Origin of the sequence: Streptococcus cristatus, from assembly GCF_008369405.1 — a bacterium.
Taxonomy (GTDB): Bacteria; Bacillota; Bacilli; order Lactobacillales; family Streptococcaceae; genus Streptococcus; species Streptococcus cristatus_G.
Map to the genome: position 1 here is coordinate 97,535 of NZ_VSJJ01000004.1, position 24,415 is coordinate 121,949.

General features: G+C 44.3%; 19 protein-coding genes and 2 pseudogenes. All 21 read left to right on the top strand.

Annotated features, from left to right (window positions below; genetic code table 11):
* The first annotated feature begins 150 nt into the window (after positions 1 to 150).
* Positions 151 to 837: a response regulator transcription factor gene (locus FXF62_RS05135; protein WP_149517910.1), complete on the top strand. Its 687-nt coding sequence runs from the start codon at positions 151 to 153 to the stop codon at positions 835 to 837.
* Positions 821 to 1,801, top strand: coding sequence for a sensor histidine kinase (locus FXF62_RS05140; protein WP_149517911.1), 981 nt, complete (start codon positions 821 to 823; stop codon positions 1,799 to 1,801). The genes FXF62_RS05135 and FXF62_RS05140 overlap by 17 nt, the downstream gene beginning before the upstream one ends.
* 111 nt (positions 1,802 to 1,912) lie before the next feature.
* Positions 1,913 to 2,671 carry a TraX family protein gene (locus tag FXF62_RS05145; RefSeq protein WP_149517912.1) on the top strand — a complete coding sequence of 253 codons (759 nt, stop codon included), beginning with the start codon at positions 1,913 to 1,915 and terminating at the stop codon, positions 2,669 to 2,671.
* 83 nt (positions 2,672 to 2,754) lie between these two features.
* Positions 2,755 to 3,534: an ABC transporter ATP-binding protein gene (locus tag FXF62_RS05150; protein ID WP_149517955.1), complete on the top strand. Its 780-nt coding sequence runs from the start codon at positions 2,755 to 2,757 to the stop codon at positions 3,532 to 3,534.
* Positions 3,515 to 5,515, top strand: coding sequence for an ABC transporter permease (locus FXF62_RS05155; RefSeq protein WP_149517913.1), 2,001 nt, complete (start codon positions 3,515 to 3,517; stop codon positions 5,513 to 5,515). Before FXF62_RS05150 ends, FXF62_RS05155 begins: the two co-directional genes overlap by 20 nt.
* Before the next feature lie 147 nt (positions 5,516 to 5,662).
* Positions 5,663 to 6,529, top strand: a complete 867-nt coding sequence (locus FXF62_RS05165) for an ABC transporter ATP-binding protein (protein ID WP_149517914.1) — start codon at positions 5,663 to 5,665, stop codon at positions 6,527 to 6,529.
* Positions 6,530 to 7,393, top strand: a complete 864-nt coding sequence (locus FXF62_RS05170) for an ABC transporter permease (protein WP_149517915.1) — start codon at positions 6,530 to 6,532, stop codon at positions 7,391 to 7,393.
* A 20-nt stretch (positions 7,394 to 7,413) separates the two neighbouring features.
* A complete protein-coding gene (locus FXF62_RS05175) occupies positions 7,414 to 7,869 on the top strand; it encodes a LytTR family DNA-binding domain-containing protein (protein ID WP_125406086.1) in 456 nt (151 codons plus the stop codon).
* A gap of 10 nt (positions 7,870 to 7,879) precedes the next feature.
* A complete protein-coding gene (locus tag FXF62_RS05180) occupies positions 7,880 to 8,281 on the top strand; it encodes a DUF3021 domain-containing protein (RefSeq protein WP_149517916.1) in 402 nt (133 codons plus the stop codon).
* Positions 8,282 to 8,464: 183 nt separating this feature from the next.
* Positions 8,465 to 9,031 carry a TetR/AcrR family transcriptional regulator gene (locus FXF62_RS05185; RefSeq protein ID WP_037615370.1) on the top strand — a complete coding sequence of 189 codons (567 nt, stop codon included), beginning with the start codon at positions 8,465 to 8,467 and terminating at the stop codon, positions 9,029 to 9,031.
* A gap of 175 nt (positions 9,032 to 9,206) precedes the next feature.
* Positions 9,207 to 9,554: a hypothetical protein gene (locus FXF62_RS05190; protein WP_187984237.1), complete on the top strand. Its 348-nt coding sequence runs from the start codon at positions 9,207 to 9,209 to the stop codon at positions 9,552 to 9,554.
* A 9-nt stretch (positions 9,555 to 9,563) separates the two neighbouring features.
* Entirely contained in the window at positions 9,564 to 9,911 is a 348-nt protein-coding gene (locus FXF62_RS05195) for a class Ib ribonucleoside-diphosphate reductase assembly flavoprotein NrdI (protein WP_149517917.1), read from the top strand.
* Positions 9,912 to 10,160: 249 nt separating this feature from the next.
* Positions 10,161 to 10,359 (top strand): annotated as a pseudogene (locus tag FXF62_RS10995) (YSIRK-type signal peptide-containing protein); the annotation flags it as partial.
* Between the two features lie 185 nt (positions 10,360 to 10,544).
* A pseudogene (gene bgaA, locus FXF62_RS05200) lies at positions 10,545 to 16,985 on the top strand (LPXTG-anchored adhesin/beta-galactosidase BgaA); the annotation flags it as partial.
* 270 nt (positions 16,986 to 17,255) lie between these two features.
* Entirely contained in the window at positions 17,256 to 17,387 is a 132-nt protein-coding gene (locus FXF62_RS10870; protein ID WP_262366324.1) for a hypothetical protein, read from the top strand.
* Between the two features lie 439 nt (positions 17,388 to 17,826).
* Complete coding sequence (locus FXF62_RS05210; RefSeq protein WP_005590953.1) at positions 17,827 to 18,594, top strand: ABC transporter ATP-binding protein; 768 nt, start codon at positions 17,827 to 17,829, stop codon at positions 18,592 to 18,594.
* Positions 18,587 to 20,575 (top strand): ABC transporter permease, encoded by a 1,989-nt coding sequence (locus FXF62_RS05215; protein WP_149517919.1) that lies wholly within the window; start codon positions 18,587 to 18,589, stop codon positions 20,573 to 20,575. Before FXF62_RS05210 ends, FXF62_RS05215 begins: the two co-directional genes overlap by 8 nt.
* Positions 20,576 to 20,706: 131 nt before the next feature.
* Complete coding sequence (locus FXF62_RS05220; protein WP_149517920.1) at positions 20,707 to 22,107, top strand: amino acid permease; 1,401 nt, start codon at positions 20,707 to 20,709, stop codon at positions 22,105 to 22,107.
* A 41-nt stretch (positions 22,108 to 22,148) separates the two neighbouring features.
* The gene (locus FXF62_RS05225) at positions 22,149 to 22,418 is read left to right on the top strand and encodes a hypothetical protein (protein WP_149517921.1); all 270 of its coding nucleotides are present in this window, start codon (positions 22,149 to 22,151) and stop codon (positions 22,416 to 22,418) included.
* A 157-nt stretch (positions 22,419 to 22,575) separates the two neighbouring features.
* Positions 22,576 to 23,001 carry a GNAT family N-acetyltransferase gene (locus FXF62_RS05230; protein ID WP_149517922.1) on the top strand — a complete coding sequence of 142 codons (426 nt, stop codon included), beginning with the start codon at positions 22,576 to 22,578 and terminating at the stop codon, positions 22,999 to 23,001.
* Positions 23,002 to 23,016: 15 nt separating this feature from the next.
* Positions 23,017 to 23,475: a GNAT family N-acetyltransferase gene (locus FXF62_RS05235; RefSeq protein ID WP_149517923.1), complete on the top strand. Its 459-nt coding sequence runs from the start codon at positions 23,017 to 23,019 to the stop codon at positions 23,473 to 23,475.
* The last annotated feature ends 940 nt before the right edge of the window (positions 23,476 to 24,415 follow it).

Sequence of the window (24,415 nt, forward strand, 5' to 3'; positions counted from 1 at the left end):
TTTTATCTTTTTACTCTACTTTTGTCAACACTTCTTGAATTATTTCTTGAAATTTTCTGAAAACAAAATGAATTTCAAACTAAAAAAGTCTCTGTGATTTAAGGGAGAATTTGATATAATAGCAGTAAGAAAAATGAGTGAGGAAATGGAATGCACAAGATTTTACTGATCGAGGATGATGCGGTCATCCGTCAAATGATCAAAAAAATGCTGGAGCAGTGGGGCTATCAGGTTGTGGCGATTGAAGACTTCATGCAGGTGTTGACGACCTTTGTCAAGGAGGAGCCCCAACTGGTGCTGATGGATATTGGCCTGCCCCTCTTTAACGGCTACCATTGGTGTCAGGAAATTCGGAAGATTTCGACGGTGCCCATTATGTTTCTGTCTTCGCGCGACCAGTCCATGGATATCGTCATGGCTATCAATATGGGCGCAGATGACTATGTGACCAAGCCCTTTGACAATAATGTCTTTCTGGCAAAAGTTCAAAGCCTGCTGCGACGTTCATACGAGTTTGGAACGGATCAAAGCCTTTTGGAATATCAGGGCGTGATTTTAAACCTTAAATCCATGGATTTGGTTTATGAGGGCGAGCTTGTGACGCTGACCAAGAATGAATTTCAGATCTTGCGGGTGCTCTTTGAGCATTCCGGTAGTATCGTGGCGCGTGATGACTTGATGAAGGAGCTCTGGAACAGTGATTTCTTTATCGATGACAATACCTTGTCCGTCAACGTTGCCCGCCTGCGTAAGAAGCTGGAGGAGCACGGTCTGAAGCATTTCATTGAGACGAAAAAAGGGATAGGATACGGTTTAACCAATGGACATGCAGGATAAAATTTTCTTTTTGAAGCATCATCTGTACTCCCGTCGCTTCATTTTGTCGCTCTTGCTGATTGTATTTTCGATTATGGGGATGTTTGCCTTTATTTTCGAAGACGGACGCAGTCTGCTAGAGTATCAGTTGCTCTTAGCCTTTCTCCTCGCTAGCTTTTTCTTGGGAATGGACTTAGCTAGCGCCTATAAGGAATACCGCAACCAGCTCTTCTACGCCTCAGGTCGGCCTCAGACAGCCTTAGAGGCTCTCCTTTCTGAGAAACTGGCTCTTTTGGAAATGGATAAGAAGAACCGTGCGATTGAGGAGAGGGAGAAGTTAAATGACTTGATGGACTATTATACGCTCTGGGCTCATCAGATCAAGACGCCTATTGTGGCTAGTTCATTGCTGGTCGGAGAGATTGAGGACAAGAAGGTCAAGAACCAGCTGGAGCAAGAGCTCTTTAAGATTGAGTCCTATGTGAATATCGTTTTGCAGTACCTTCGTTTGGAGAGTTTTCACGAGGATTTGGTCTTGAAAAAGGAAAATGTTGAAGACTTGGTCAAGGAGATTGTCAAGAAGTATGCGATTTTCTTTATCCAAAAGGGCTTGAGCCTCAATCTGCGTGATCTGGACCGAACCATCATCACAGATAGGAAGTGGTTCGTCGTTATTTTGGAGCAAGTGCTGTCGAACAGTCTGAAATACACCAGTCAAGGCGGGATTGAGATTTATTTTCAGGAGGATAGGCTTTATATCAAAGACAGCGGTCTGGGCATTCAAGATGCGGATTTACTACGCGTTTTCGAGCGAGGTTTTTCGGGCTATAATGGTCGCCTGACCCAGCAGTCGTCTGGCTTAGGACTTTATCTGTCCAAGAAAATCGCAGATGAGCTGGGGCACCAGATTAGCATCGCTTCGCAGGTCGGACAGGGAACGACTGTCATGATTCGCTTTTCTGAGAAAAAAATGATATTTGAATAGGCCAATCTTACAAGTTTGTAAGATTGGCAAGTGAAATTGAAAGGTTAGGTTATGGTACCGACCTTTCTTTTTTTGTAAGATAGATGTATAAAGAAGACAAGGAGATACGAAATGAAAACAAGAGGATTGAACGCTTTCCAACTCAAGCTCTTCATGGCCTTTTTAATGATTTTTGATCATATTAATAAGATTCCGGGCCTATTACCAACAGGCTGGGACGGGATTTTTCACCTGCTGACCCGTTGCGTAGGCGCTTGGTTTGCCTTTAGCGCAGTAGAGGGTTTTCTGCATACGCGCAACCGCTTGGCCTACAATGCACGCTTGTTTATCTGGGCGGCTATCATGCAGCTGGGCAATAGCATCTTGACGCTGTTGTTCCAAGGCAAGGGAATTTATCTTGGCAATAATATTTTTCTTACTCTGGCCTGTGGCCTTCTGGTGCTCAATCTTGTATTTGGATTTTCAAACAATAGCGGAGCTCCTAAGGATGAGAAGCGCTATTTGCGGCTTGGTGGGGCGGTATTGGTTGGTTTAGCAGGAGTCCTTTTGACAGAAGGTGGGATGACCATCATTCCCTTTATGCTGCTTAGCTATATCTTCCGCAATCAGCCTGTCCTCAGAACTCTTTCTTACATTGTCTTGGCCTTTCTGCTCTTTTGTCTGAGCATTGAAATCTACCCAACCATGGGAGCCACCATTTCGATGATGCTCTACAATTCAGACTGGGCCTTTATTACCGTCTTGCCCTTCCTCCATCTCTACAATGGCGAGCGAGGCTATAATGGCAAGTGGGGCAAGTATTTCTTCTATATATTCTATCCAGCCCATCTCTGGATTATCGCACTGATTGCTTATCTGGTGCAGAGATAAAAATATTGGCATTTAAAAATTAGTAAAATATGGAAATAAAGCTGTTTCTGTATTAAAATGGAATTATAGAAAAGGAGATCATGATGACCTTATTAGATGTACAACACGTGAAAAAGATTTATAAAACCCGCTTTCAGGGCAGCCAAGTGGAGGCGCTGAAGGACATTCACTTTACAGTAGAGAAAGGCGAATATGTCGCTATCATGGGAGAATCAGGCTCTGGGAAGTCCACTCTGCTTAACATCTTAGCTATGCTGGACAAGCCGACCGAAGGCCGTGTTTTCCTTAATGGAACTGACACGGCAACCATCAAAAATAGCCAAGCTTCCAGCTTCCGTCGGGAGAAATTAGGCTTTGTATTTCAAGATTTTAATCTGCTGGATACCCTATCGGTCAAGGATAACATTCTCTTGCCTCTGGTTCTCTCTCGCCGTTCCATTACCGAAATGATGAAAAAACTTGTTACGACCTGCAATGAGCTGGGAATTAACAAACTTCAAGAGAAGTTCCCTTATGAAATTTCTGGTGGTCAGAAGCAACGGGTTGCAGTAGCCCGTGCCATCATCACAGAGCCTGAGATTTTGCTGGCGGATGAGCCGACGGGAGCCTTGGATTCCAAGTCTTCAGCTGCTCTTTTGGATGTCTTTGACGATATCAATGACCGTGGCCAGACCATTCTCATGGTGACTCACTCGACTTCAGCTGCCAGTCGGGCCAAGCGGGTGCTCTTTATCAAGGATGGAATTCTTTACAATCAAATCTTCCGTGGCAACAAGACCGAGCGGCAGATGTTCCAAGAGATTTCCGATACATTGACGGTCATGGCAAGTGAGGTGGGCGATTATGTTCAAACTAACGAGTAAACTGGCCTTGTCAAATCTGATCAAAAATCGCAGTTTGTATTATCCGTTTGCTTTGGCGACGGTACTGGCAACAGCGATTTTGTATAGTTTTGTCTCACTGGCTCATAGCCCCAATATGGAGACCTCTTATGGTGGTACAGCAGCTCGCATGACCTTGCAGTTTGGTATCCATGTCATTCAGATTGCAGTGCTCATCCTCATTACTTATGCTAATAGCTTTGTCATGAAGAACCGCTCACGGGAGCTCGGTGTTTATAGCGTGCTGGGGATGGAAAAGCGCCACCTGCTAGTCATGACCTTCTTTGAACTCTGTGTCTTTTATCTGGGCACGGTCGGTCTGGGGGTCTTGTCTGGCTTAGCTTTGGACAAGATGCTTTACGCAGTCCTTTTGAAATTGATGGGAATGCCGGCAGTTCTTGCCTCGACCTTCCAATGGCAGAATGTTTGGATGACACTGGCCAGTCTAGGTGTCGCTTTTGCGGTGATATTGTTGCTCAATTCTCTGCGTCTTCTACGCTATAGCTCTCTTAATCTGATGAAAGAAAAGAAAGCAGGCGAGAAGAAGGGACGCTTCCTTTTGCTGCAAACCTTGCTGGGGCTCTTGCTCATGGGTGTGGCTTATTACATGGCTTTGACCGTTACCAAACCTGTCGCTGCTATCGGCAATTTCTTTATAGCCGTGATTATGGTTATCCTAGCAACTTATCTTCTTTTTAATGCAGGTTCGATTACACTATTGCAATTTCTCAAAAAGCGAAAAGGCTACTACTACAAAACGCAGAATTTCATTTCTGTTTCCAATCTCATCTCGCGGATGCGTAAAAATGCAGCGGGCTTGGCAACTATCTCCATTCTATCTACCATGCTCCTCGTGACTCTGGTTGGTACAATCAATATCTATGTTGGAGGTCAGGATTATATTACCACCTTGCATCCAAAGGATTATAATGTCAGCGTCGTCCTGCCGACATCAACTGATCAGACTGAAACACTGTTGGACAAGGTCCAGCAAGTCGCTCAGGAAACAGGGCTGAAGAAGCCAAGCTATACTACCTATCTCTACCAATCGGCCTTCATCATGAAACTGGCTGGAAATGATATCACTGTTCCAATGCAAGGCGAGCTGGATTCGGATCCAAGTATCTTGACCAAGTCTGCGGGCACGATTACGGTCATCAATCGTCAGGATTATGAAAAAATGACAGGGAAAAAGATAGATTTGGCAGACGATGAAACTCTTGTCTATGGAAAAAATGTTTCCCTAAATAAGGACCAGCCTCTCCGAGTGAATGGCAAGGACTGGAAGATTAAGCAGATTTTACCGTCGAATTTCACGCATGGGAAAATCCCTAATCCAAACGATGTGGCCATGGAGCAGGGGCTCTATATGGTAGTCAATGATAGTAAAGCGGTTGGTCTCAATGTGGCTCATTACTATTACATTGGAATTGCTTCAGATACTAAAGGCAGTAAAAAGTTTGTCGAGCAAGTCCAGCTGGCGTTGAGAGATACTTTGGATCAGGAACAGGCCCAAGATGGTAGCTACGCAATGGCCAGTGACCGTCATAGCGCAGAAAAGAGCTATCAGGAACTTACTGGAACCTTACTCTTCATTGGTGTCTTCCTCTCCGTTATCTTCCTCCTAGGAGCTGTTCTCGTGATTTACTACAAGCAAATCTCTGAAGGCTATGAAGACCGTGATGGCTTTATCATCTTGCAAAAGGTCGGCCTAGATGAAAAGCAGACTAGAAGTACCATTCGCAAGCAGATTTTGACTGTTTTCTTCCTACCTCTCATCTTTGCTTTTCTACATATAGCAGCAGTCTTTCATATGCTGCGCTTGATTGTTGCCCTATTGGGTGTGACCAATCTTCCTCTCTTAATCCAGACAACACTTGCAACTTGCGGCGTCTTCCTCCTGACCTATATTTTAGTATTCTTACTAACTTCCCGCAGTTACCGCAAGATTGTCGCCCGCTAATAAGTTTCCCTGACCTTTGGTCGGGGATTTTTTGATGTCTGGAATTTTACCATTCATCTCCCTCATTTTACCGCTTGTCCAAAAAGCCGAGATTTTTCAAAAAAGACTTGTTATCATAGTCTCAGAAGTTAAGACAGGAGGAAAATCATGTTAGTAGAAACGAAAAATCTAACCAAAGTTTATGGAGACAAGGTGGCTGTCAATGGTCTCGATATTCAGATTGAGAGAGGTAGTTTTACAGCAATTCTAGGGCCTAATGGAGCGGGTAAGTCGACAACGATTCAGATGTTGATTGGACTCTTGCAGCCGACATCAGGACAAATCACTTATGCAGAACAAACCAAGCTGGGTGTGGTCTTTCAAAACAGTGTGCTAGATGCCAATTTGACAGTAGTTGAAAATCTGCAAATCCGTGCCAAGCAGTACAAGCAGGTGGAGACTGGTAAGATTGAGAAATTAATCGAGCAGCTGGGGCTGACTAGCTTTGCCAAACAGCGCTACGGGACACTTTCTGGCGGACAAAAGCGACGGGTAGACATTGCGCGAGCCTTGCTCAATAGCCCCGACTTGCTTTTTCTGGATGAGCCGACGACGGGCTTGGATATCCAGACCAGAGAAAGCATCTGGAAGCTGCTCAAAGACTTGCAGCAGAAGGAAAACATGACCGTAGTCCTGACTACCCACTATCTCAATGAAGCCGATGATGCGGATAAGATTTACACCGTAGATCATGGTCAAGTCATTGCGCAAGGCTCTGCTGATCAGATCAAGGAGCGCTATGCCCGCAATGTTTTGCGAATTTTGACCTCAGATTCAGAGGACTTGAAGGCTGCTTTGCTGACTAGCTGTGAATGGGAGCAAGGCAAGGAGAATGAGTTTTTCTTTTATCCTGAGACGACGAAGGAAGCATTGGATTTGCTGAGCCAGATTGGCTCCTATATTGAACAATTTGAATTTCAAGCAGGGACGATGGACGATGCCTTTATGGCACTGACAGGAAGAGAGGTACGCTAAATGTTAATGTTGATCAAACGAAATTTTTTACTCTATTTCCGCAATCATAGTGGGGTGATTCTATCTCTCTTTGGCGCCATTATTCCCTTTGTTTTATATCTGGTTTTTCTAAAGAACAACATGAAAGGCTCTTGGTCAGACAGTAGCCATGCGACGGAGTTGCTCGACTTCTGGTTAATTAGCGGAACACTAGCTGTCACCGCCTTGACAACTACCCTATCAGCTTTTTCACAACAAACTGAGGACCGAGAAAGAAAGGTGACTGCCGACCTCTTTATCACAGATTTAGGGCAATGGGGCTTGCGATTTAGCTACTTAATCAGTGCCTTTGTGATTGGCTTTGTCATGCAAGTCTTCATGTTTGCCGTCATGCTGACCTACTTTATCCTAGCGGACAAGATTTCCTTTGACTGGGAGCTGCTTCCCCAGCTGATCTGCCTCATGATGCTCAATAGCCTGCTAGCAAGTCTCCTCAATGCGCTAGTTGTTCCTTATTTCAAATCGGTGAATTCCTTGGGGCAATACGCAACGGTCATCGGTGCCACCTCTGGTTTTCTAGTGGGAACCTATATTCCGATTGGGACTTTGCCCAGCCTTGCCCAAAATCTCATGAAAGTGACTCCCTCAACCTACATGGCTTCCCTCTTCAGACAAGTCCTGATGAAGGATTCTCTGACAGAAGTTTTTGCGGATCAGAGCCAGCTCCAGCAAGAATTTGAGAATCTCCTAGGTATCCGTATCGAATGGCAAAAGCTCTTGACAAGCCAAGAAACATACTATATAGTTGGAGTAGTGCTCACGGTAGCGGCCCTGTTCTGGCTAGGTCAAAATTGGCTGCTGAATCGACGGATGAGCTTCAAGTAAAGAAAGTAGGAGGCTTAGGTTTGCAGACAAGATTTGAAGAAGATACTCAGATTTCTTCCCAAGACCCGCTGGTCGTCGTGAAAGCGGATCAGTTGGTTGGTGAGGCCAAGGCTGTCCTAGATTATTTGGAAAACTTCAAGGCTGGACCAAGTGGTGTCCTGCCTATTAAGTCGGATGATAAGCTGGTCATGCTCAAGACGGAAGACATTATCCTGGCCGATATTAATCAGACAACCCTGATGATTTACAGTACCGAGGGCGTTTACACAACGACAGAAACGCTGACTCGTTTTCAAAATCGTCTCAATAGTCGCAATTTCATTCAGGTGTCGCGGCATGCAGTCATTAACATCGATCATCTGGAATCCTTGTCGGATAGCTTCTCGGGTAATATGACTGCCAAGCTGACCAATCAGCTCAAAACCGATGTCAGTCGCCGCTATGTCAAGCTGCTTATGGACTATTTGGGAATTTAGGAGAAAAATTATGACCTTTAAAAAAATTCTTATCGGTATGCAGGATGGTCTGAGAACAGGTAGCTTGGTCTTTCTGCTGGTAGGCCTGTTCTCGGGAAAAACATTTTCGTTGACTCCTAGCTCTATTCTCAGTGTCCTCCTTGTCAGCGCCTTAATCGGAGTAGCAAGCTATATTTTTGATGCGACAGATCGCTTTCCGTTTCCTTTCCTACTTTTCTGCCACTTTGTAGTGACTGCAACTATCGTTTGTTTGGCCATGATCTGCAATGACTGGGGAAGTATGCTTTTCGGCTGGTTCTTCTGGCTAAACTTTATTTTGATTTACCTCTTGGTTTGGTTTCTTGTTTCTATCGATTCGATGATCAAAACCAAGAAAATCAACGAGGCCTTGAAAAATCGTAGAAAACACTAATGTATCCAAGACGCAAGCAAGTTTAACGAGACCTTGCTTGTTTTTTTATTTAACAAAGGAGCTATTATCTCAAACTGCCGTCTTCCTTTCAAAGTTCGATTTCCGCCTTTCTTGACAAAGATTTTTTAAGTGTTATAATATGAATGAACAGAAAATAAAATTCATTCAGGGCAGGAGAGAGTCATGGACAAAAAAGCTGAATTATTGGCTGAGGCTAGGCAGGTGTTTGCTGAGAAAGGCTATAAAAAGACAAATATTTCAGATATTACCAAGCGTGCCCGCATGGCTGTTGGCTCCTTTTATAAGTATTATGAGTCCAAGGAAGCTATTTTTTTAGAGGTTTATGTAGCTGAAAATAACCGCATACGTGAGGAAACCATGCAGCGCGTGGATTGGCAGGGTGAGCCTGAAGCAGTCGTTGAGCAGCTTTTTGCAGTCACTTTTGAATTGATTTCACCCAATAAAATTCTGGCTGAGTGGAACAAGCCCGGCATTTCTCAGATCTTGCACGACTACTATAATCAAGATGCTGGCCGCGCGGCCAATGCCTTTCATAAGTTTCTGATTCAGACTTTCAGCCAGCGCTTGCAAGAGAAGGGCTTTTCTCAAGAGGAAGTCGCCCAAATCATGAAGGCTTATGATTTGATCTACTACATTGACATGCATGTGACAGAACAGGATTTTCCAGGCTATTTTGAGAGTATCGAGACCTTGGTGAAATATTTTTTAAAGGGAATTTTTGCTAAATAAAAATTTTCTTTTCTTAGAAGATAATGTGAATGAATTTATAAAAGTATTCATTCAATAAAGGAGGTGGATTTGTGTGATATAGAATCTCATGTGGAAGTGAATTGGAAAAAATTTTTTTGAAAAGGCGTGAATGAATATTAAAATCTATTCATTCAAATAGGGAAGTGAGGAAATAATGATGAAACAAGGTGGAATGGTGTTGAGTGGAAGGACTATTTTGGGAGTTTGCCTAGTTGTGATTGATATTTTGACCCTTGGTTATGGTGGGGTGGAATTTGGCTTTGGCCTAAGTTTAGGCTTTCAGTCTTTTCTGATTGGTGGCCTCCTTTGTATCTTGCTTGGATTGCTTGTAATGCCAGGCGTGGCGGTAGCTGTCAAGCTGGCAGTCTTGGCCTTGACGGTGATCAGTATTTTGCTCTATATTCACAGTATGCCTGATTTGGCAATTCTCTTACAACTGATATCGGATGTGGCTGTTGTAGGCTTTGTTGCTTTTCTGGCAGTGCTTCTTTTGAGAAAGTAGGGAGAGGAAATGATTATAGTTTATGATTCAGTTACGGGTGTTGGGAAGCAATTTGCAGAATCGCTGGGCTATCCGACACAAAGCATCAAGGAAAAGTTGGAAGAGCCTTGTATTCTGATCACGCGAAATGCAGGTGCTGGGAAAATTCCTTGGTCAAGCAAACGCTTCATCAAGAAACACTCAAGCCTGATTAAAGGTTTTGTCAATAATGGAGATTCGGTTAAGCATGGTCGGACCTTTCGCGGGGCGACAGCTTTGATTATCGAAAAATATGGGCTGCCGCACATCTGCGATATTGACCGAGGTGGCAAGGAAGACGACATCAAACTTGTGCAGGAATACTTGGCTAAACTCTAAGAGCGATTATTTACATGATAAATCTATAGGAAAAGGATGGGTTATAATGACTCATCTTTTTTGTAGGAATGTTCGATAAAGTTTATTTTTCTCCTAATTTTAGGAAAAACGCTCAAAAATATAAAAATGCTTCTTGGCTTATTGAGATAAGCTATCTTGTTTTATAAAATAGGAGGGAAACGATTATAAAAAGTAAAGCGTTTCCTTGAAAAATGGAAGCGTTTACTAAAGAAAAAGAAGGAGGATCCTATGGGAAAGGATCATTGGAATCGAAAGAGAGTTTATAGCATAAGAAAGTTTTCTATTGGTGTTTGCTCGATAGTTATTGGGACTTGCTTCCTCTTATTTGGAGCAAGTGTGGCGGGAGCGAATCCAGTTTATGCCGAGGAAACAACGGTGCTGGTTGCTGCAGAAAAGCCTGTGGAGGAAAAGCCCGTTGAGGAAGAAGTGACTGCTGAACCAGTGACAAGTCAGGCAGCTGAGTCTGTTGTGCATTCTCAGGAGGAGAAAAAAGAAGAGAGCCCTCAGCTTGCTAAAGCGGCGGAGGACATTTCAGCAGTATCTCAAAATGGAGCAAAAGAGAATGGCCAAGAAGCTACTCAAGAGAAAGTTGCGCAGCTTGAGATAAAATCTGCGACCAAGGAAGAAGAGAGCCAAATGATCGAAGACAGAAAAGTGAATTTTAATCAGAATTGGCACTTTAAATTAAACGCTAATGCTAAGGAAGCTGTTCAAGCTGAGACGGATGTCACATCATGGAAAAAATTGGATCTGCCTCATGACTGGAGTATCCACTTTGATTTTGACCATGAATCACCAGCACAAAACGAAGGTGGCCAGCTCAATGGTGGAGATGCTTGGTATCGTAAGCCTCTGAAATTAGACGAAAAAGATCTGGATAAAAATGTTCGTCTCACATTTGATGGTGTCTACATGGATTCGCAGGTCTTTGTCAATGGCCAGCTGGTCGGGCATTATCCAAATGGTTACAACCAATTTTCATACGATATTACTAAATACCTCCACAAAGATGGTCGGGAAAATGTCATCGCTGTGCACGTTGTCAACAAGCAACCAAGTAGCCGTTGGTATTCAGGAAGTGGGATCTACCGTGATGTGAGTTTGCAAGTGACAGATAAGGTTCATGTTGAGAAAAATGGTACAACTATCTTAACGCCAGAACTTGAGAAACAACAAGACGGTAAGGTTGCAACTCATGTGACCAGTAAGATTGTCAACACAGACGATAAAGACCATGAAATCACTGCGGAGTATCAGATTGTCAGACGTGGCGGAGAAGCAGTCACAGACCTCATCCGCACTGCTAGCCAAAAAATAAAAGCCCACGAAAGCAGTACCATCCAGGCAAGATTAGAAGTAGAAAAGCCGGAACTGTGGACCGTGTTTAATGATAAGCCTGCCTTGTATGAGTTGGTAACGCGGGTCTATCGTGATGGTCAGCTCGTCGATGCGAAGAAAGACTTGTTTGGCTATCGTTATTATAACTGGACTCCAAACGAAGGCTTCTCTCTTAATGGCCAGAAGGTCAAGTTCCACGGAGTATCCTTGCACCATGACCACGGGTCTCTAGGAGCAGAGGAAAACTATAAGGCAGAGTACCGTCGCCTCAAGCAGATGAAGGAAATGGGGGTCAATTCGATTCGTACGACCCACAATCCTGCCAGCGAACAGACTTTGCAGATTGCGGCGGAACTGGGTCTGATGGTCCAAGAAGAGGCTTTTGATACTTGGTATGGAGGCAAGAAGCCTTATGACTACGGTCGTTTCTTTGAAAAAGATGCGACTCACCCAGAAGCTAAAAAGGGCGAAAAATGGTCTGACTATGACCTGCGGACCATGGTTGAAAGAGGCAAAAATAATCCTGCCATCGTTATGTGGTCGATCGGAAATGAAATCGGTGAAGCAAACGGCGATGCTCATTCGTTAGCGACGGTTAAACGCTTAGTCAAGGTCATCAAGTCAGTTGATAAGACCCGCTATGTCACGATGGGAGCTGACAAATTCCGCTTTGGTGATGGTAGTGGTGGTCATGAAAAGATCGCAGATGAACTGGATGCAGTTGGCTTTAACTACTCAGAAGACAATTACAAGGCCTTACGTGCCAAACATCCAAACTGGTTGATTTATGGTTCTGAAACGTCTTCAGCAACTCGTACGCGTGGCAGCTATTTCCATCCAGAGCAAGAATGGGTTGGAAGCAATCAGTCTTGGCGCAACTACGAGCAGTCTGACTATGGGAACGACCGTGTTGGTTGGGGTAAAACGGCAACCGCTTCTTGGACCTTTGATCGAGATAACGCTGGTTACGCAGGACAATTTATCTGGACAGGTACAGACTATATCGGCGAACCAACTCCTTGGCACAACCAAAATAACACACCTGTGAAGAGCTCTTATTTTGGAATAGTGGACACGGCTGGCATTCCGAAAAATGACTATTACCTTTACCAAAGTCAGTGGGTTTCAGCTAAGAAGAAACCTATGGTTCATCTGCTTCCTCACTGGAACTGGGAAGATCAAGACTTGGCAGACAATGTTGCAGATGCTGAAAATAAAATACCAGTCCGTGCATACTCCAATGCTGCTAGCGTTGAATTGTACTTGAACAACCAATCTTTGGGAGTCAAGAAATTTAATAAAAAAGAAACCAGCGACGGCCGCAGCTACCAAGAAGGAGCAAATCCTCAAGAACTCTACCTTGAGTGGAAAGTGGCTTATCAACCCGGCACTTTGGAAGCTGTAGCTCGTGACGAGCAAGGTAAAGAGATTGCCCGCGACAAGATTGTCACAGCAGGTCAGCCTGCAGGCGTACGCTTGATCAAGGAAGAGCATGCTATCGCAGCAGATGGAAAAGACTTGACCTATATCTACTATGAAATCGTTGACCGTGACGGCAATGTCGTGCCAACTGCCAATAATCTCGTTCGCTTCCAGTTGCATGGACAAGGCCAGCTTGTCGGTGTAGACAATGGTGAGCAAGCCAGCCGTGAACGTTACAAGGAACAAGCAGACGGTTCTTGGATCCGCAAAGCCTTTAACGGTAAGGGAGTTGCCATTGTCAAATCAACAGACCAAGCCGGTAAATTCACGCTGACTGCCCATTCTGGTTTATTAAAATCAGACCAGGTGACGGTCTTTACTGGCAAGGACGAGCAGAAAGAAAAGACTGTTTTGGGTACGGAAGTGCCAAAAGTTCGCACAGTTTTGGGACAAGCTCCAAGCTTGCCCGCGACAGTTCCTTTTGTTTACAGTGACGGTAGTCGTGCAGAACGTCCTGTGACTTGGTCACAAGCAGACGTTAGCCATTCAGGTATTGTAACCGTCAAAGGAGAGGCAGACGGCCGCCAAGTAGAAGCACGTGTGGAAGTTTTAGCTGTTGAAAGAGAATTGCCAGTTATTAAACGAGTAGCTCCTGGAACGGACTTGAGCAGTGTAGACAAGTCGATCCCTCTTGCTCTAACTGACGGCAGTGTCGAACATTATGATGTAGATAAATGGGAAATTGCGCCAGAAGAGCAAGCCAAACTGTCTGTGGCAGGTTCTCGTATTCCAATGACAGGTCATCTAGCAGGCGATACCATTTCTGCTACCTTGCTCGTGGAAGAAGGAGAAGCAGCTGGCCCTGTGACGCCACTAGTGACTGTGGGCGGTGAGGCAGTATCGGACCTGACCAGTCAAAAACCAGTCCATTATCAGAGCCTTGCCTATGGAGCGCAGCTCCCTTCAGTGGCAGCTACAGCTGAAAATGCGGATGTGACAGTGGTTCAAGCCAGTGCTTCAAACGGTATGCGCGCAAATATTTATGTCCAGCCAAAAGATGGCGGAGCCCTGCAAACTTATGCTGTGCAATTCCTAGAAGAAGCACCGAAAATTGACCATTTGAGTCTCCAAGTTGAGCAAGCTGACGGTCTCAAAGAAGACCAGACTGTCCAATTAACTGTTTTGGCTCACTATCAAGATGGCACTCAGGCAGTTTTACAGGCTGATAAGGTGGCCTTCTCTACGAAAGGTGAAGGAAAAGTTGCCGTTCGTAAAGGAACTTTAGAACTACACAAGCCAGGAAATGTGACTTTGAAAGCAGAGTATGACGGTGCTGAAGGGCAAGTGGAACTAGCGATTCAAGCCAATACGGAGAAGAAAGTGGTTCAAGCAGTCCGCCCAGTTCATGTGGTAACAGACTTGCATCAGGAACCCAAACTGCCAACAACCGTGACGGTTGAGTACGATAAAGGCTTCCCTAAAGTTCATAAGGTTACTTGGCAGGCTGTCGAAAAAGAAAACCTTGATCGCTATCATGCTTTTGAAGTGGTCGGAAAAGTTGAAGGTATTGAGCAGGAAGCGCGTGCTAAGGTGTCTGTGGAAGGCATTGTAGCAGTAGAGGAAGTTAGCGTGACAACTCCACTTGCGGAAGCACCACATCTGCCAGAGAGTGTCCGAACTTACCATTCAAATGGTCAAGTTTCCTCAGCAAAAGTTACTTGGGACGCTATTTCTCCAAGTCAATATCAAAAAGAGGGCGTCTTTACGGTCACTGGTCAGGTAGAAGGTAGTCAGTTGCCAACCAAACTCCATGTCCGTGTCTCTGCTAAGACTGAAAATGGAGCCAATATTTCTGACCAATGGACAGGTTCAGAATTGCCACTGGCCTTTGCTTCGGACTCTAATCCAAGTGACTTAGTATCTTATGTCAATGATAAGGTGATTTCTTACACTGACCAACCAGCCAATCGTTGGACGAACTGGAACCGTCAAGATGAGGCTTCAGTGGGCGTTCTCTTTGGAGATTCTGGTATTATGACCAAGCGGGCAGTAGACAATCTGAATGTAGCTTTCCACGAAGATCACGGGGTTGGGGCTCCGAAATCCTACGTGATCGAGTATTATGCTGGCAAGACTGTGCCGACTGCGCCTAAGAATCCTAGCTTTGTCGAAAGCGAAGAGCATGTCTTCAACGATGCTGCCAACTGGAAACCGGTGACGAATCTTAAAGCTCCAGATCAGCTCAAAGCTGGGGAAATGAATCACTTTAACTTTGATAAAGTTGATACTTATGCCCTTCGGATTCGTATGGTGAGAGCGGATGACAAGTGGGGAACCTCGATCACAGAAGTCCAAATTTTCTCTAAACAAGTGGCTGCAGCGAAAGAGGCAGAAACCCGCATCCAAGTGGCTGGTCAAGACTTACCAAACTTTAACCCAAGCTTGACTGACTATTATCTCCCAGCTAACGATGGAAAAGTACCAGCAGTAACTGCTAGTGTCAGCAATAATGGTCTGGCAACAGTCGTTCCAAGTGTCCATGAGGGAGATCCTGTCCGTGTTGTCGTGAAGGCTGAGAATGGAGATATCCTCGGAGAATACCGTCTCCACTTTACAACTGATAAAGACTTGCTGGCTCGCAAACCGGTAGCAGCAGTGAAACAGTCTCGCTTGCTTCACCTAGGTCAAAGTCTAGACTTGCCAAACAAAGTTCCTGTTTACTTCACGGGTACATCAGACTATGAAGTCAAAGACCTGACTGTTGAGTGGGAGCCAGTTCCGGCTGAAAATCTGGCAAAAGCTGGTGAATTTACTGTTCGAGGTCGCGTCCTTGGTAGTGACCTACCTGTCGAGCTCTCTGTCCGAGTGACCGATAAGCAAGGCGCGTCTGTATCAGACAATCCATATTATGATGAAAATGGCAATCAAGCTTTTGCTTCAGCAACCAATGATATTGACTCAGGTTCTCATGACCGTGTGGACTATACCAATGATGGGGATCATGATGATAGTCGTCGTTGGACCAACTGGTCTGCTACTCCGTCAGCGAATCCAGAAGTCTCAGCAGGTGTCATCTTTAAGGACCAAGGCAAGATTGTTGAACGGACGGTCGTTCAAGCTAAACTACGCTTCTTTGCTGATAGCGGAACAGATGCACCATCTAAACTTGTTTTAGAGCGCTATGTTGGACCAGATTTTGATGCTCCTGTCTATTACTCAAACTACCAAGCCTACGAACCAAATCATCCGTTTAACAACCCTGACAACTGGGAAGCTGTTCCATATAACATCAATCAGGAAATCCAGGCAGGCACTGAACTTACAGCAAGCTTTAACGCTGTCAAGTCTAAAGCAATGAGATGGCGGATGGAAAGAAAAGATGACAAGAATGGTGTTGCTCTAACTGAAATGACTTTCTTGGCACCAAGTGAATTAGCTAAGGAAAGTACAAATTCTAAGATTTTGGTAGGTGGAAAAGAACTGCCAGACTTCTCTCAAGAGCGTCAGAATTATCAAGTGACGTATACAGGTCAACGTCCGAAGATTACAGTAGCAGAAAGCGACCAAGTAGCTTCAACGGTTGTGGATAGTGGAGATGACCATTTGCCAGTCTTGGTGCACCTTGTTTCAGAAAATGGTAAGCATGTCAAGGAATACCGCATCCAATTGACCAAGGAAAAACCAGTGACTGGGAAAACTGCAGCTGCTATCCAAGAGGAACTGCCAAGTCTAGAAGTCCTCGAACAAGAGCTCAACTTCCAAACAGTTGAAAAAGAGGATCCGACGCTCAAACTAGGAGAAAAGCGTGTGGCTCAAGGAGGCCAAAATGGTCAGGAACGAGTTCTCACAGAAGTTTATCCAGATGGTAAGCGAGAAGAGAAGCTACGAGAAGTTCTTCAAGCTCCGACAGATCGAATCGTACTGGTCGGAACGAAGAAAGAAGATTCTCAGCCATCACCTGATAATTACCATGTGGCTCCTCAAAAACCGGAAGAGACTGGTAAGGGCGAAACTCGGATTGTAGAAGTTGAGAAAGGTCAAAGTCCGACCCAGCTAGCAGCAGAAAGACTTGCCCAAGCACCAGCAAAAGCTGAGGAAGAAAAAACAAATGCTGAAGAAGCAAAACAAAAGGCTGAAGAAACAAAATCGGAAGCGAGAAAAGCAAGTCAAACAGACAGTGGTCGTTTGCCAAACACAGGGAACCGCTCCGCACAGCTAGCAGCACTGGTAGGAATGGGACTTTTAGGCTTAGTAGCTAGTCTTGTAGCAAAACTAAAGAAAAAAGAAGATTAAGTCTCTAGAAGATGAATCTTGACAACTAAAACTGTCGAATGAAAGACCAAGGTAGATGCCTTGGTCTTTTTGGAGTGTTTCAAGAAATAAACTAGAAGATAAAGCTTTTGAACTATCAATCGTCAAATTTTCTATTTAAGATGACAAAAATGTAAGTTTAAAGCTTAAAATGAAAGGTTATTCGATGGTAGTGGGACGGGGAATTTTATATCATATAGGTGTAAGGAAAAACAAATCAAAAATCAATATCCAAATAAAAGGAGGCCCACTATGAAAACAAATCTCTTCAGCCACAAACAGCACACTCCAAAGGCTCAGAAGATTTCCAAGGAGGAAATCGAAAAAACTAGACTGGGCTGTGCATCAAGCCAGTATTATTTCTGGTTACAATATAGTCATTAAGAAGTAGATGCAGTGAAGGGGCTGGGATGAGAGTGGGACAGAAATCGGTAATTCGTTAGAATTCGATTTCGTCGTCCCACCTCCGCACAGTTGAGTAGGGCTGTAAAAGCTGATGAAATCAGCGTAGTAGAGCCCACTCAACCACTGCGTCTTGCTTGACAATCCAAAGACAATTGAGAGGCTAGGACTTTTGTCCCAGCCCCACCACCTTTTTGCCCAAATGGAACTGAAAGTTCAGGGGAAAGAGAGGCAAACTTGCAAAGTAGCTCAAGTCATACAGTCATCTTCCCTTAGTGAAAATCAAGTTTTTACATAACTTGAAGATATCTAAGTGACAAAAATGTAAGATAAGAGTTTAAAATGAAAGATTAGCTTATGGAAACTTGTCAAGCTTTTCGGTATGATAATAGTATCAAGTAATGAAAAAGAGGTTCAAGTAATGACATTATTAGATGTACAACATGTGAAAAAGATTTATAAAACCCGCTTTCAGGGTAGTCAAGTAGAGGCGCTAAAGGACATTCACTTTACGGTAGAAAAAGGCGAATATGTCGCCATCATGGGGGAGTCAGGCTCCGGGAAATCCACCCTACTCAACATCCTAGCCATGCTGGACAAGCCGACTGAAGGCCGTGTTTTCCTCAACGGAACTGATACGGCAACCATCAAAAATAGTCAGGCTTCTAGCTTCCGTCGAGAAAAATTGGGCTTTGTCTTTCAGGATTTCAACCTGCTGGATACCCTGTCGGTCAAGGATAATATCCTCTTGCCTCTAGTGCTCTCGCGTCGTCCCATTACTGAGATGATGCAAAAGTTGGTGACGACCTGCAATGAGCTGGGGATTAACAAACTCCAAGAGAAGTTCCCTTATGAAATTTCTGGTGGTCAGAAGCAACGGGTTGCAGTGGCTCGGGCCATCATCACAGAGCCTGAGATTTTGCTGGCAGATGAGCCGACAGGAGCCTTGGATTCTAAGTCTTCGGCGGCGTTGCTAGATGTCTTTGACGATATCAATGACCGCGGCCAGACCATTCTCATGGTGACTCACTCGACTTCAGCTGCCAGTCGGGCCAAGCGGGTGCTCTTTATCAAGGACGGGATTCTTTACAACCAAATCTTTCGTGGCAACAAGACTGAGCGGCAGATGTTCCAAGAGATTTCCGATACTCTGACAGTTATGGCAAGTGAGGTGGAAGCTCATGCTTAGATTAACTAGTAAGCTTGCGCTTTCTAACTTAATCAAAAATCGTAAGCTTTATTATCCTTTCGCTCTGGCGACCTGTCTGGCTATCGCCATCTCCTACATCTTTTTCTCCCTGACCTTTAATCCCAATTTAGTAAAAATGACCGGTGCAAGCGCCGTTTCTATGGTGCTATCTTTTGGGATGGTTATTGTCAGCATCACGACCAGCATTATCGTCTTTTATGCTAATAGCTTTGTTTTCAAGAATCGCTCCAAAGAGCTAGGTCTTTACAGTGTGCTAGGGCTCAATAAATCCCACATCTTTGTCATGGTGGTGATCGAATTACTGGTATTTGGTCTGGTCACCCTTATCCTCGGACTAGGGATTGGACTCTTGTTTGACAAGCTGATCTATGCTCTCTTGCTGAAAATCATGGCGATGAAGGTCGTCTTGGCGTCAACTTTTCAGCCCGCTGTAGTTATCGTGGTTGCTATTTTCTACGCCTTTGTCTTTTTCTGCCTGATGATTAGCAATGGTCTGCGCTTGAGAAAGCTCGATGCGCTGCAATTGGTCAAAGAAAAGAATAGCGGAGAAAAGAAAAGTCGCTTTTTATTCCTGCAAACGCTACTTGGCCTTGCAGCCTTGGCTTATGGTTACTTCCTTGCACTAGGAGTGACCAATCCCTTATCAGCAGTCGTTACCTTCTTTGTCGCAGTGCTCTTTGTGATTCTGGGAACCTACCTGCTCTTTAATGCTGGAATTACGGTTTTTCTGCTATTTTTGAAAAAGAAGAAGTCCTATTATTACCAACCCAATAACATGATTTCCGTTTCCAACCTGATTTTCCGAATGAAGAAAAATGCGGTGGGTCTGGCAACAATTGCTATCCTATCAACCATGGTCTTGGTAACCTTATCTGGCGGAGCTAATATCTATGCTGGTGGTGACTACATGCAAAAAGCTATGTTTCCTCATGATTTTAGTATTCAAGGAAAAGGAGTCACGGGTGAGCAGATGGACCAAGCGCTGACAGAGTTTGTGAATGAGCAGCAGTTGCCAGTCACGAAGAAAGTTATCTATCCATACTATACGATGGGAGTAAAAAGTCGCGTCGGTAACCAGCTTGATATTTTCGATGCCAATCAGAAATTTGTCACGCCGAAGGCTTACATTCTAGCGGTTTCAGAAGCGGATTATCAGAGTATGACAGGGAAAACTCTGAATCTTGGGGATGACGAGGTGGCACTCTATCAGCAAGGGGTGAAGTTAGATTCCAAGCAAGACTTGCAGCTGGCTGGTCAGACCTTTAAAATCAAAGAGGAACTCAAAGAAGACTTTATCTTTGGCAATTTGCCAGACCAGATGAACATGATCGTCCCAGAGAAAATCTACATGGTCCTTAAAAATCCAAGTCAAGTATTCTCCACACTGATGGACAAATACGCTGTGAACCTTGATTATTATGGTGGACTCAATACTAAGCTATCAACAGAAGAACAGCGCAATCTGCGGGATGCTTACCAAGAGAAGCTGCATCTATTTAACCTGACCTTGCCTGAAAACCAAGCAGTCTATGGTTCGGTGACAGCCTTTGATAAGCAAGAAATCAAAGGAATGCTGGGCGGTATGTTCTTCATCGGTATCTTTCTATCAATCGTCTTTATGCTGGGAACCATCCTCATCATCTACTACAAGCAGATTTCAGAAGGGTACGAGGATCGGGATCGCTTTGTGATTCTACAAAAGGTCGGTCTGGATGAGAAGCAAATTAGACAAACCATTCGGAAACAGATCTTGATTGTTTTCTTCCTGCCACTGGCCTTCGCCTTTATCCATCTGACCTTTGCCTATCATATGTTGAGCTTGATCTTGTCTGCCCTCGGTGTGCTTAACTCAGTTCTCATGCTGGCTGTGACGCTAGGTGTCTGTGCTATCTTCTTTATCAGCTATGTCATTGTCTTTATGATTACTTCTCGGAGTTATCGTACGATTGTTTCTATGTAAGAAGTTGGGTTTTCCCAGCTTCTTATTTTGCTTTTCTTTGCCCGATGAAAAAGGGGCAGATAAAAAGAGACTTTGGTAAATCTAACAATCTATGATATAATAAACCATCTATGCCTTGGAGGGAGATTGCTATGAATATTTTTCGAAAAAAAGATGCTAGTAAAAACCGGACAGGAATGCGGCGGCATCTGAAACTGGTGGATTTGATTCTTTTGGGAATTGGGGCCATGGTCGGTACCGGGATTTTCACGGTTACGGGAATTGGAGCGGCGACTTATGCTGGTCCAGCTTTGATTGTGTCGATCGTGATTTCTGCCCTGTGTGTCAGCATCTCTGCCCTGTTTTATGCAGAGTTTGCCTCTCGAGTCCCAGCTAATGGCGGAGCTTACAGCTATATTTACGCTGTTTTAGGGGAATTTCCGGCCTGGATGGCTGGTTGGCTGACCATCATGGAATTTATGACAGCCATATCAGGTGTGGCTTCTGGTTGGGCCTCTTACCTGAAAGGGTTGCTGGGCGGTTTTGGTTTTCAGTTACCGACAGCCTTAAATGGAACTTTTGCTCCACAAGCAGGGACCTACGTCGATATTTTGCCAATTTTGGTCATTCTTTTTGTGACGGGTGTGGTGCTTCTAAATTCAAAAGCAGCCCTGCGCTTTAATTCAGCCTTGGTTGTCCTCAAATTCTCAGCCTTGGCTCTCTTTATTCTCGTTGGACTTTTCCATCTCCGACCTGAGAATTGGTCCAACTTTGCACCGTTCGGCTTTGGTCAAATCTATGGCGGACAGACGGGGATTATGGCTGGAGCTTCTCTGATGTTCTTTGCTTTTCTAGGCTTTGAGTCGATTTCCATGTCTGTGGATGAGATTAAAGAGCCACAAAAAAATGTGCCGCGCGGAATTGTCCTTTCTCTTGGGATCGTGACCATTCTCTATATCTTGGTAACCTTGGTCTTGACAGGCTTGGTCCACTACACCAAGCTAAATGTCCCAGATGCAGTAGCCTTCTCCCTTCGCAGTATTGGGATGGATTGGGCGGCTAATTATGTCTCTATCGTCGCTATTTTGACCCTGATCACGGTCTGTATCTCCATGACCTATGCCTTGTCTCGGATGATTTACAGCATAGCGCGTGACGGACTTTTACCGCGGTCTTTCAAGGAATTGACTGCTACTAGCCGCGTACCCCAAAATGCTACTGTCTTGGTGGGGATTGCCTCGGCTATCTGTGCGGGTATCTTCCCTCTTGCCAGCATCGCTTCTTTCCTCAACATCTGTACTCTGGCTTATCTGATTATGCTGGCCTTTGCCATCTTGAAGTTGCGCAAGGAAAAGGGGCAGCCCAAGGCAGGAGAGTTTAAAACTCCGCTGGTGCCTCTAACTCCGATTTTGTCCATTGTCATCTGCCTTTCCTTTATGACTCAGTACACGTGGGACACTTGGTTGGCCTTTGGCATCGCCCTGCTTTTGGGAATTTTGATTTACTTTGGCTACGGCTATCGTCATTCGGAAATAGAAGTGAAAGAAAAGTAGTGTAAAAAGTTGTTTTAAACAGAAAGTAGAAGGAGAAAAGAATGAAGAATTTTAACCTAACGAAAAAGAAGAAAGTTTGGCTGATTGCGCTTGCCTTACTTGCCCTTATCTTACTAGCTATTGTAATCAATATCCAGCTGAATCAACCCGAACATATGAGTGCTGACTATGTTGGCCTTTGGAAGTCAAGATGGCATGAGGAAAATAAAGACTGGCTCTATCCTCTGAAAAATATCTGTCTTGTTCTTTTGGCAGTTCTAGCTGGTTCGGGTCTCATGATTGCGTTTTCCAAGAGTGAGAGATGGAAATAAGCTTTATGAGAATGAGACCATCCAGCCAGATATCCTGACAGACTATCCTTTATAAGAGGCGGAGTCTTGGTTGAAGGGACAGATGGGAGAATAGTTCATTGAAAGCAGTCAAAGAGACTGCTTTTCTGCTATAATAAAGAGAAGAACGAGGTGACAAATGATTCGTAAGGTAAAACTAAGAGACGCTGCAGCCATTCAGCGACTCAATGCTGAGTGCCTGGGCTATGACTTCGATAGGGAAGCGACGGAGGCTCAACTGAAGAGGCTGCTAGAGAATGACCAGCATTTGATTTTGGTAGTTGAAGAAGACGGTCAGGTCATAGGATACGCTCATGCGGCTAGCTACGACTGTCTCTATTTTCCGTCCTTGCTCAATCTCTTGGCTTTGGCCGTCGCTCAGGATTTTCAAGGGCAGGGACATGGCAGAGCGCTGATGCAAGCCTTGCGTGAAGAGGGAAAAGCAGCAGGCTACACAGGAATTCGGATTAATTCAGGCATTTCCCGCACATCAGCCCATGAATTTTATCGCAGTCTCGGCTGCAGCGAAAAAGCAGACCAGAAACGCTTTTATTGGGGATTTTAGAGAAAGGAGGAGTAGATGATGATTGAACCACTAAGCCAGCAACATGCTTTGGAAATTGCTAAGGACTGGCATTATGAGGCGCCTTATGACTTTTATGATATGAAAAATGACCTGGAAGATTATGAAGAACTGGTTTCTCCAGAAGCGCGTGGGGACCGTTATTATCAAGTGGTGCGAGAGGGGAAGCTCTATGGATTTTTCTGCTTGGAGGAGAAAGGTGAGCGAACTTTAGAGCTTGGTTTGGGCATGAAGCCGGAGCACTGCGGAAAAGGCCAAGGCGCTTCATTTCTGCAGGAAATTCTGGACTTTATCATGAAAAATTTTGCGCCCCAAGTCATAAGGCTATCCGTAGCTGACTTCAATCACCGAGCCCAGCAGCTTTATCTCAACATGGGCTTTGAAGTGGTGAGGCGCATTCCGCAGGAAAGCAATGGCGATATTCATCTCTTTGTGGAGATGGAGAAGAAGCTTTAACTTACCTATGACTGCTAATAGCAAATTTTGATAAGAGTATTAATAAACAAAAGGAGAAAAACATGACATTTGAAGAAATTTAGAAAAACCATGATTGTAGATATTCTTTAGTGTCTCTTTACAGTGATTTATAGCGGTTTATAGCAAGAATACCCATATTAGTTCATCTTTGATATTCTTCAGGAGTCCACAAAAAGGTGAACAAAAAAAGACCTCAAAAGGGCCTGAAATTTGATGAGTTCAGCAGGCAAGAACTAGCACCCCACAAGGTGCTTTTTTAATTACTTGTGGAGTTGCTGATAGATATATTATATCATGAGGTGCATGCTTTGTAGAGTTATAACTTCACAAAAGCCCCTAGATTTTTTTCTAAGGGCTAGCTATAAGAAAGGATAGGCGGGACCGCCGAATGTCGCCCGCATTTCTCGACCCACTAGCTAAGTGGCGCGTTGGAGGCGGATACTTTTCAACCTCTATCCTTTATATCTTGATTATATCATATTTCCTCTTAATCTAAATCTGTGAAGAATAATTCTTATCCTTATGTCCATATCGGCCGTAAAAAGCATACTCCTTTTCTTAATTGTTCCGTGAAAAAATGTATAGTGCTGGTGTGAAGGCCGTAAAGAGTAGAGGGTAGGCCCATAGCCCCTGCCTTTGATATTATTAATCTTTTATTACTCTCGATATTTGCAGTCCTCTTTGTTCGCTCCTTGTTCAATTAAAAAATGAAAATCTTTCTTGGTTCACTCTCGGCTCGATCATGCGTAGCTTCATCCTCACGATAACTGGTGGAATGTGTAAGAACTTGTTAGTACTAGGTTGTTTTTATAAATATCCTTAGTCAATGGGTAGCATTATGGCTAAAAAATCAACTTAAAAGCCTAATAATACCGCATTTCTTTCCGCTTTAAAATTTTCAAAAAGGGAATTTTTCGCA

What these genes read in the sequence shown, in the direction of transcription:
- FXF62_RS05135 (WP_149517910.1), top strand. Translation starts at nt 151, where the DNA reads ATGCACAAGATTTTACTGATCGAGGATGATGCGGTCATCCGTCAAATG.
- FXF62_RS05140 (WP_149517911.1), top strand. Translation starts at nt 821, where the DNA reads ATGGACATGCAGGATAAAATTTTCTTTTTGAAGCATCATCTGTACTCC.
- FXF62_RS05145 (WP_149517912.1), top strand. Translation starts at nt 1,913, where the DNA reads ATGAAAACAAGAGGATTGAACGCTTTCCAACTCAAGCTCTTCATGGCC.
- FXF62_RS05150 (WP_149517955.1), top strand. Translation starts at nt 2,755, where the DNA reads ATGACCTTATTAGATGTACAACACGTGAAAAAGATTTATAAAACCCGC.
- FXF62_RS05155 (WP_149517913.1), top strand. Translation starts at nt 3,515, where the DNA reads ATGTTCAAACTAACGAGTAAACTGGCCTTGTCAAATCTGATCAAAAAT.
- FXF62_RS05165 (WP_149517914.1), top strand. Translation starts at nt 5,663, where the DNA reads ATGTTAGTAGAAACGAAAAATCTAACCAAAGTTTATGGAGACAAGGTG.
- FXF62_RS05170 (WP_149517915.1), top strand. Translation starts at nt 6,530, where the DNA reads ATGTTAATGTTGATCAAACGAAATTTTTTACTCTATTTCCGCAATCAT.
- FXF62_RS05180 (WP_149517916.1), top strand. Translation starts at nt 7,880, where the DNA reads ATGACCTTTAAAAAAATTCTTATCGGTATGCAGGATGGTCTGAGAACA.
- FXF62_RS05185 (WP_037615370.1), top strand. Translation starts at nt 8,465, where the DNA reads ATGGACAAAAAAGCTGAATTATTGGCTGAGGCTAGGCAGGTGTTTGCT.
- FXF62_RS05190 (WP_187984237.1), top strand. Translation starts at nt 9,207, where the DNA reads ATGATGAAACAAGGTGGAATGGTGTTGAGTGGAAGGACTATTTTGGGA.
- FXF62_RS05195 (WP_149517917.1), top strand. Translation starts at nt 9,564, where the DNA reads ATGATTATAGTTTATGATTCAGTTACGGGTGTTGGGAAGCAATTTGCA.
- FXF62_RS10870 (WP_262366324.1), top strand. Translation starts at nt 17,256, where the DNA reads ATGAAAACAAATCTCTTCAGCCACAAACAGCACACTCCAAAGGCTCAG.
- FXF62_RS05210 (WP_005590953.1), top strand. Translation starts at nt 17,827, where the DNA reads ATGACATTATTAGATGTACAACATGTGAAAAAGATTTATAAAACCCGC.
- FXF62_RS05215 (WP_149517919.1), top strand. Translation starts at nt 18,587, where the DNA reads ATGCTTAGATTAACTAGTAAGCTTGCGCTTTCTAACTTAATCAAAAAT.
- FXF62_RS05220 (WP_149517920.1), top strand. Translation starts at nt 20,707, where the DNA reads ATGAATATTTTTCGAAAAAAAGATGCTAGTAAAAACCGGACAGGAATG.
- FXF62_RS05225 (WP_149517921.1), top strand. Translation starts at nt 22,149, where the DNA reads ATGAAGAATTTTAACCTAACGAAAAAGAAGAAAGTTTGGCTGATTGCG.
- FXF62_RS05230 (WP_149517922.1), top strand. Translation starts at nt 22,576, where the DNA reads ATGATTCGTAAGGTAAAACTAAGAGACGCTGCAGCCATTCAGCGACTC.
- FXF62_RS05235 (WP_149517923.1), top strand. Translation starts at nt 23,017, where the DNA reads ATGATGATTGAACCACTAAGCCAGCAACATGCTTTGGAAATTGCTAAG.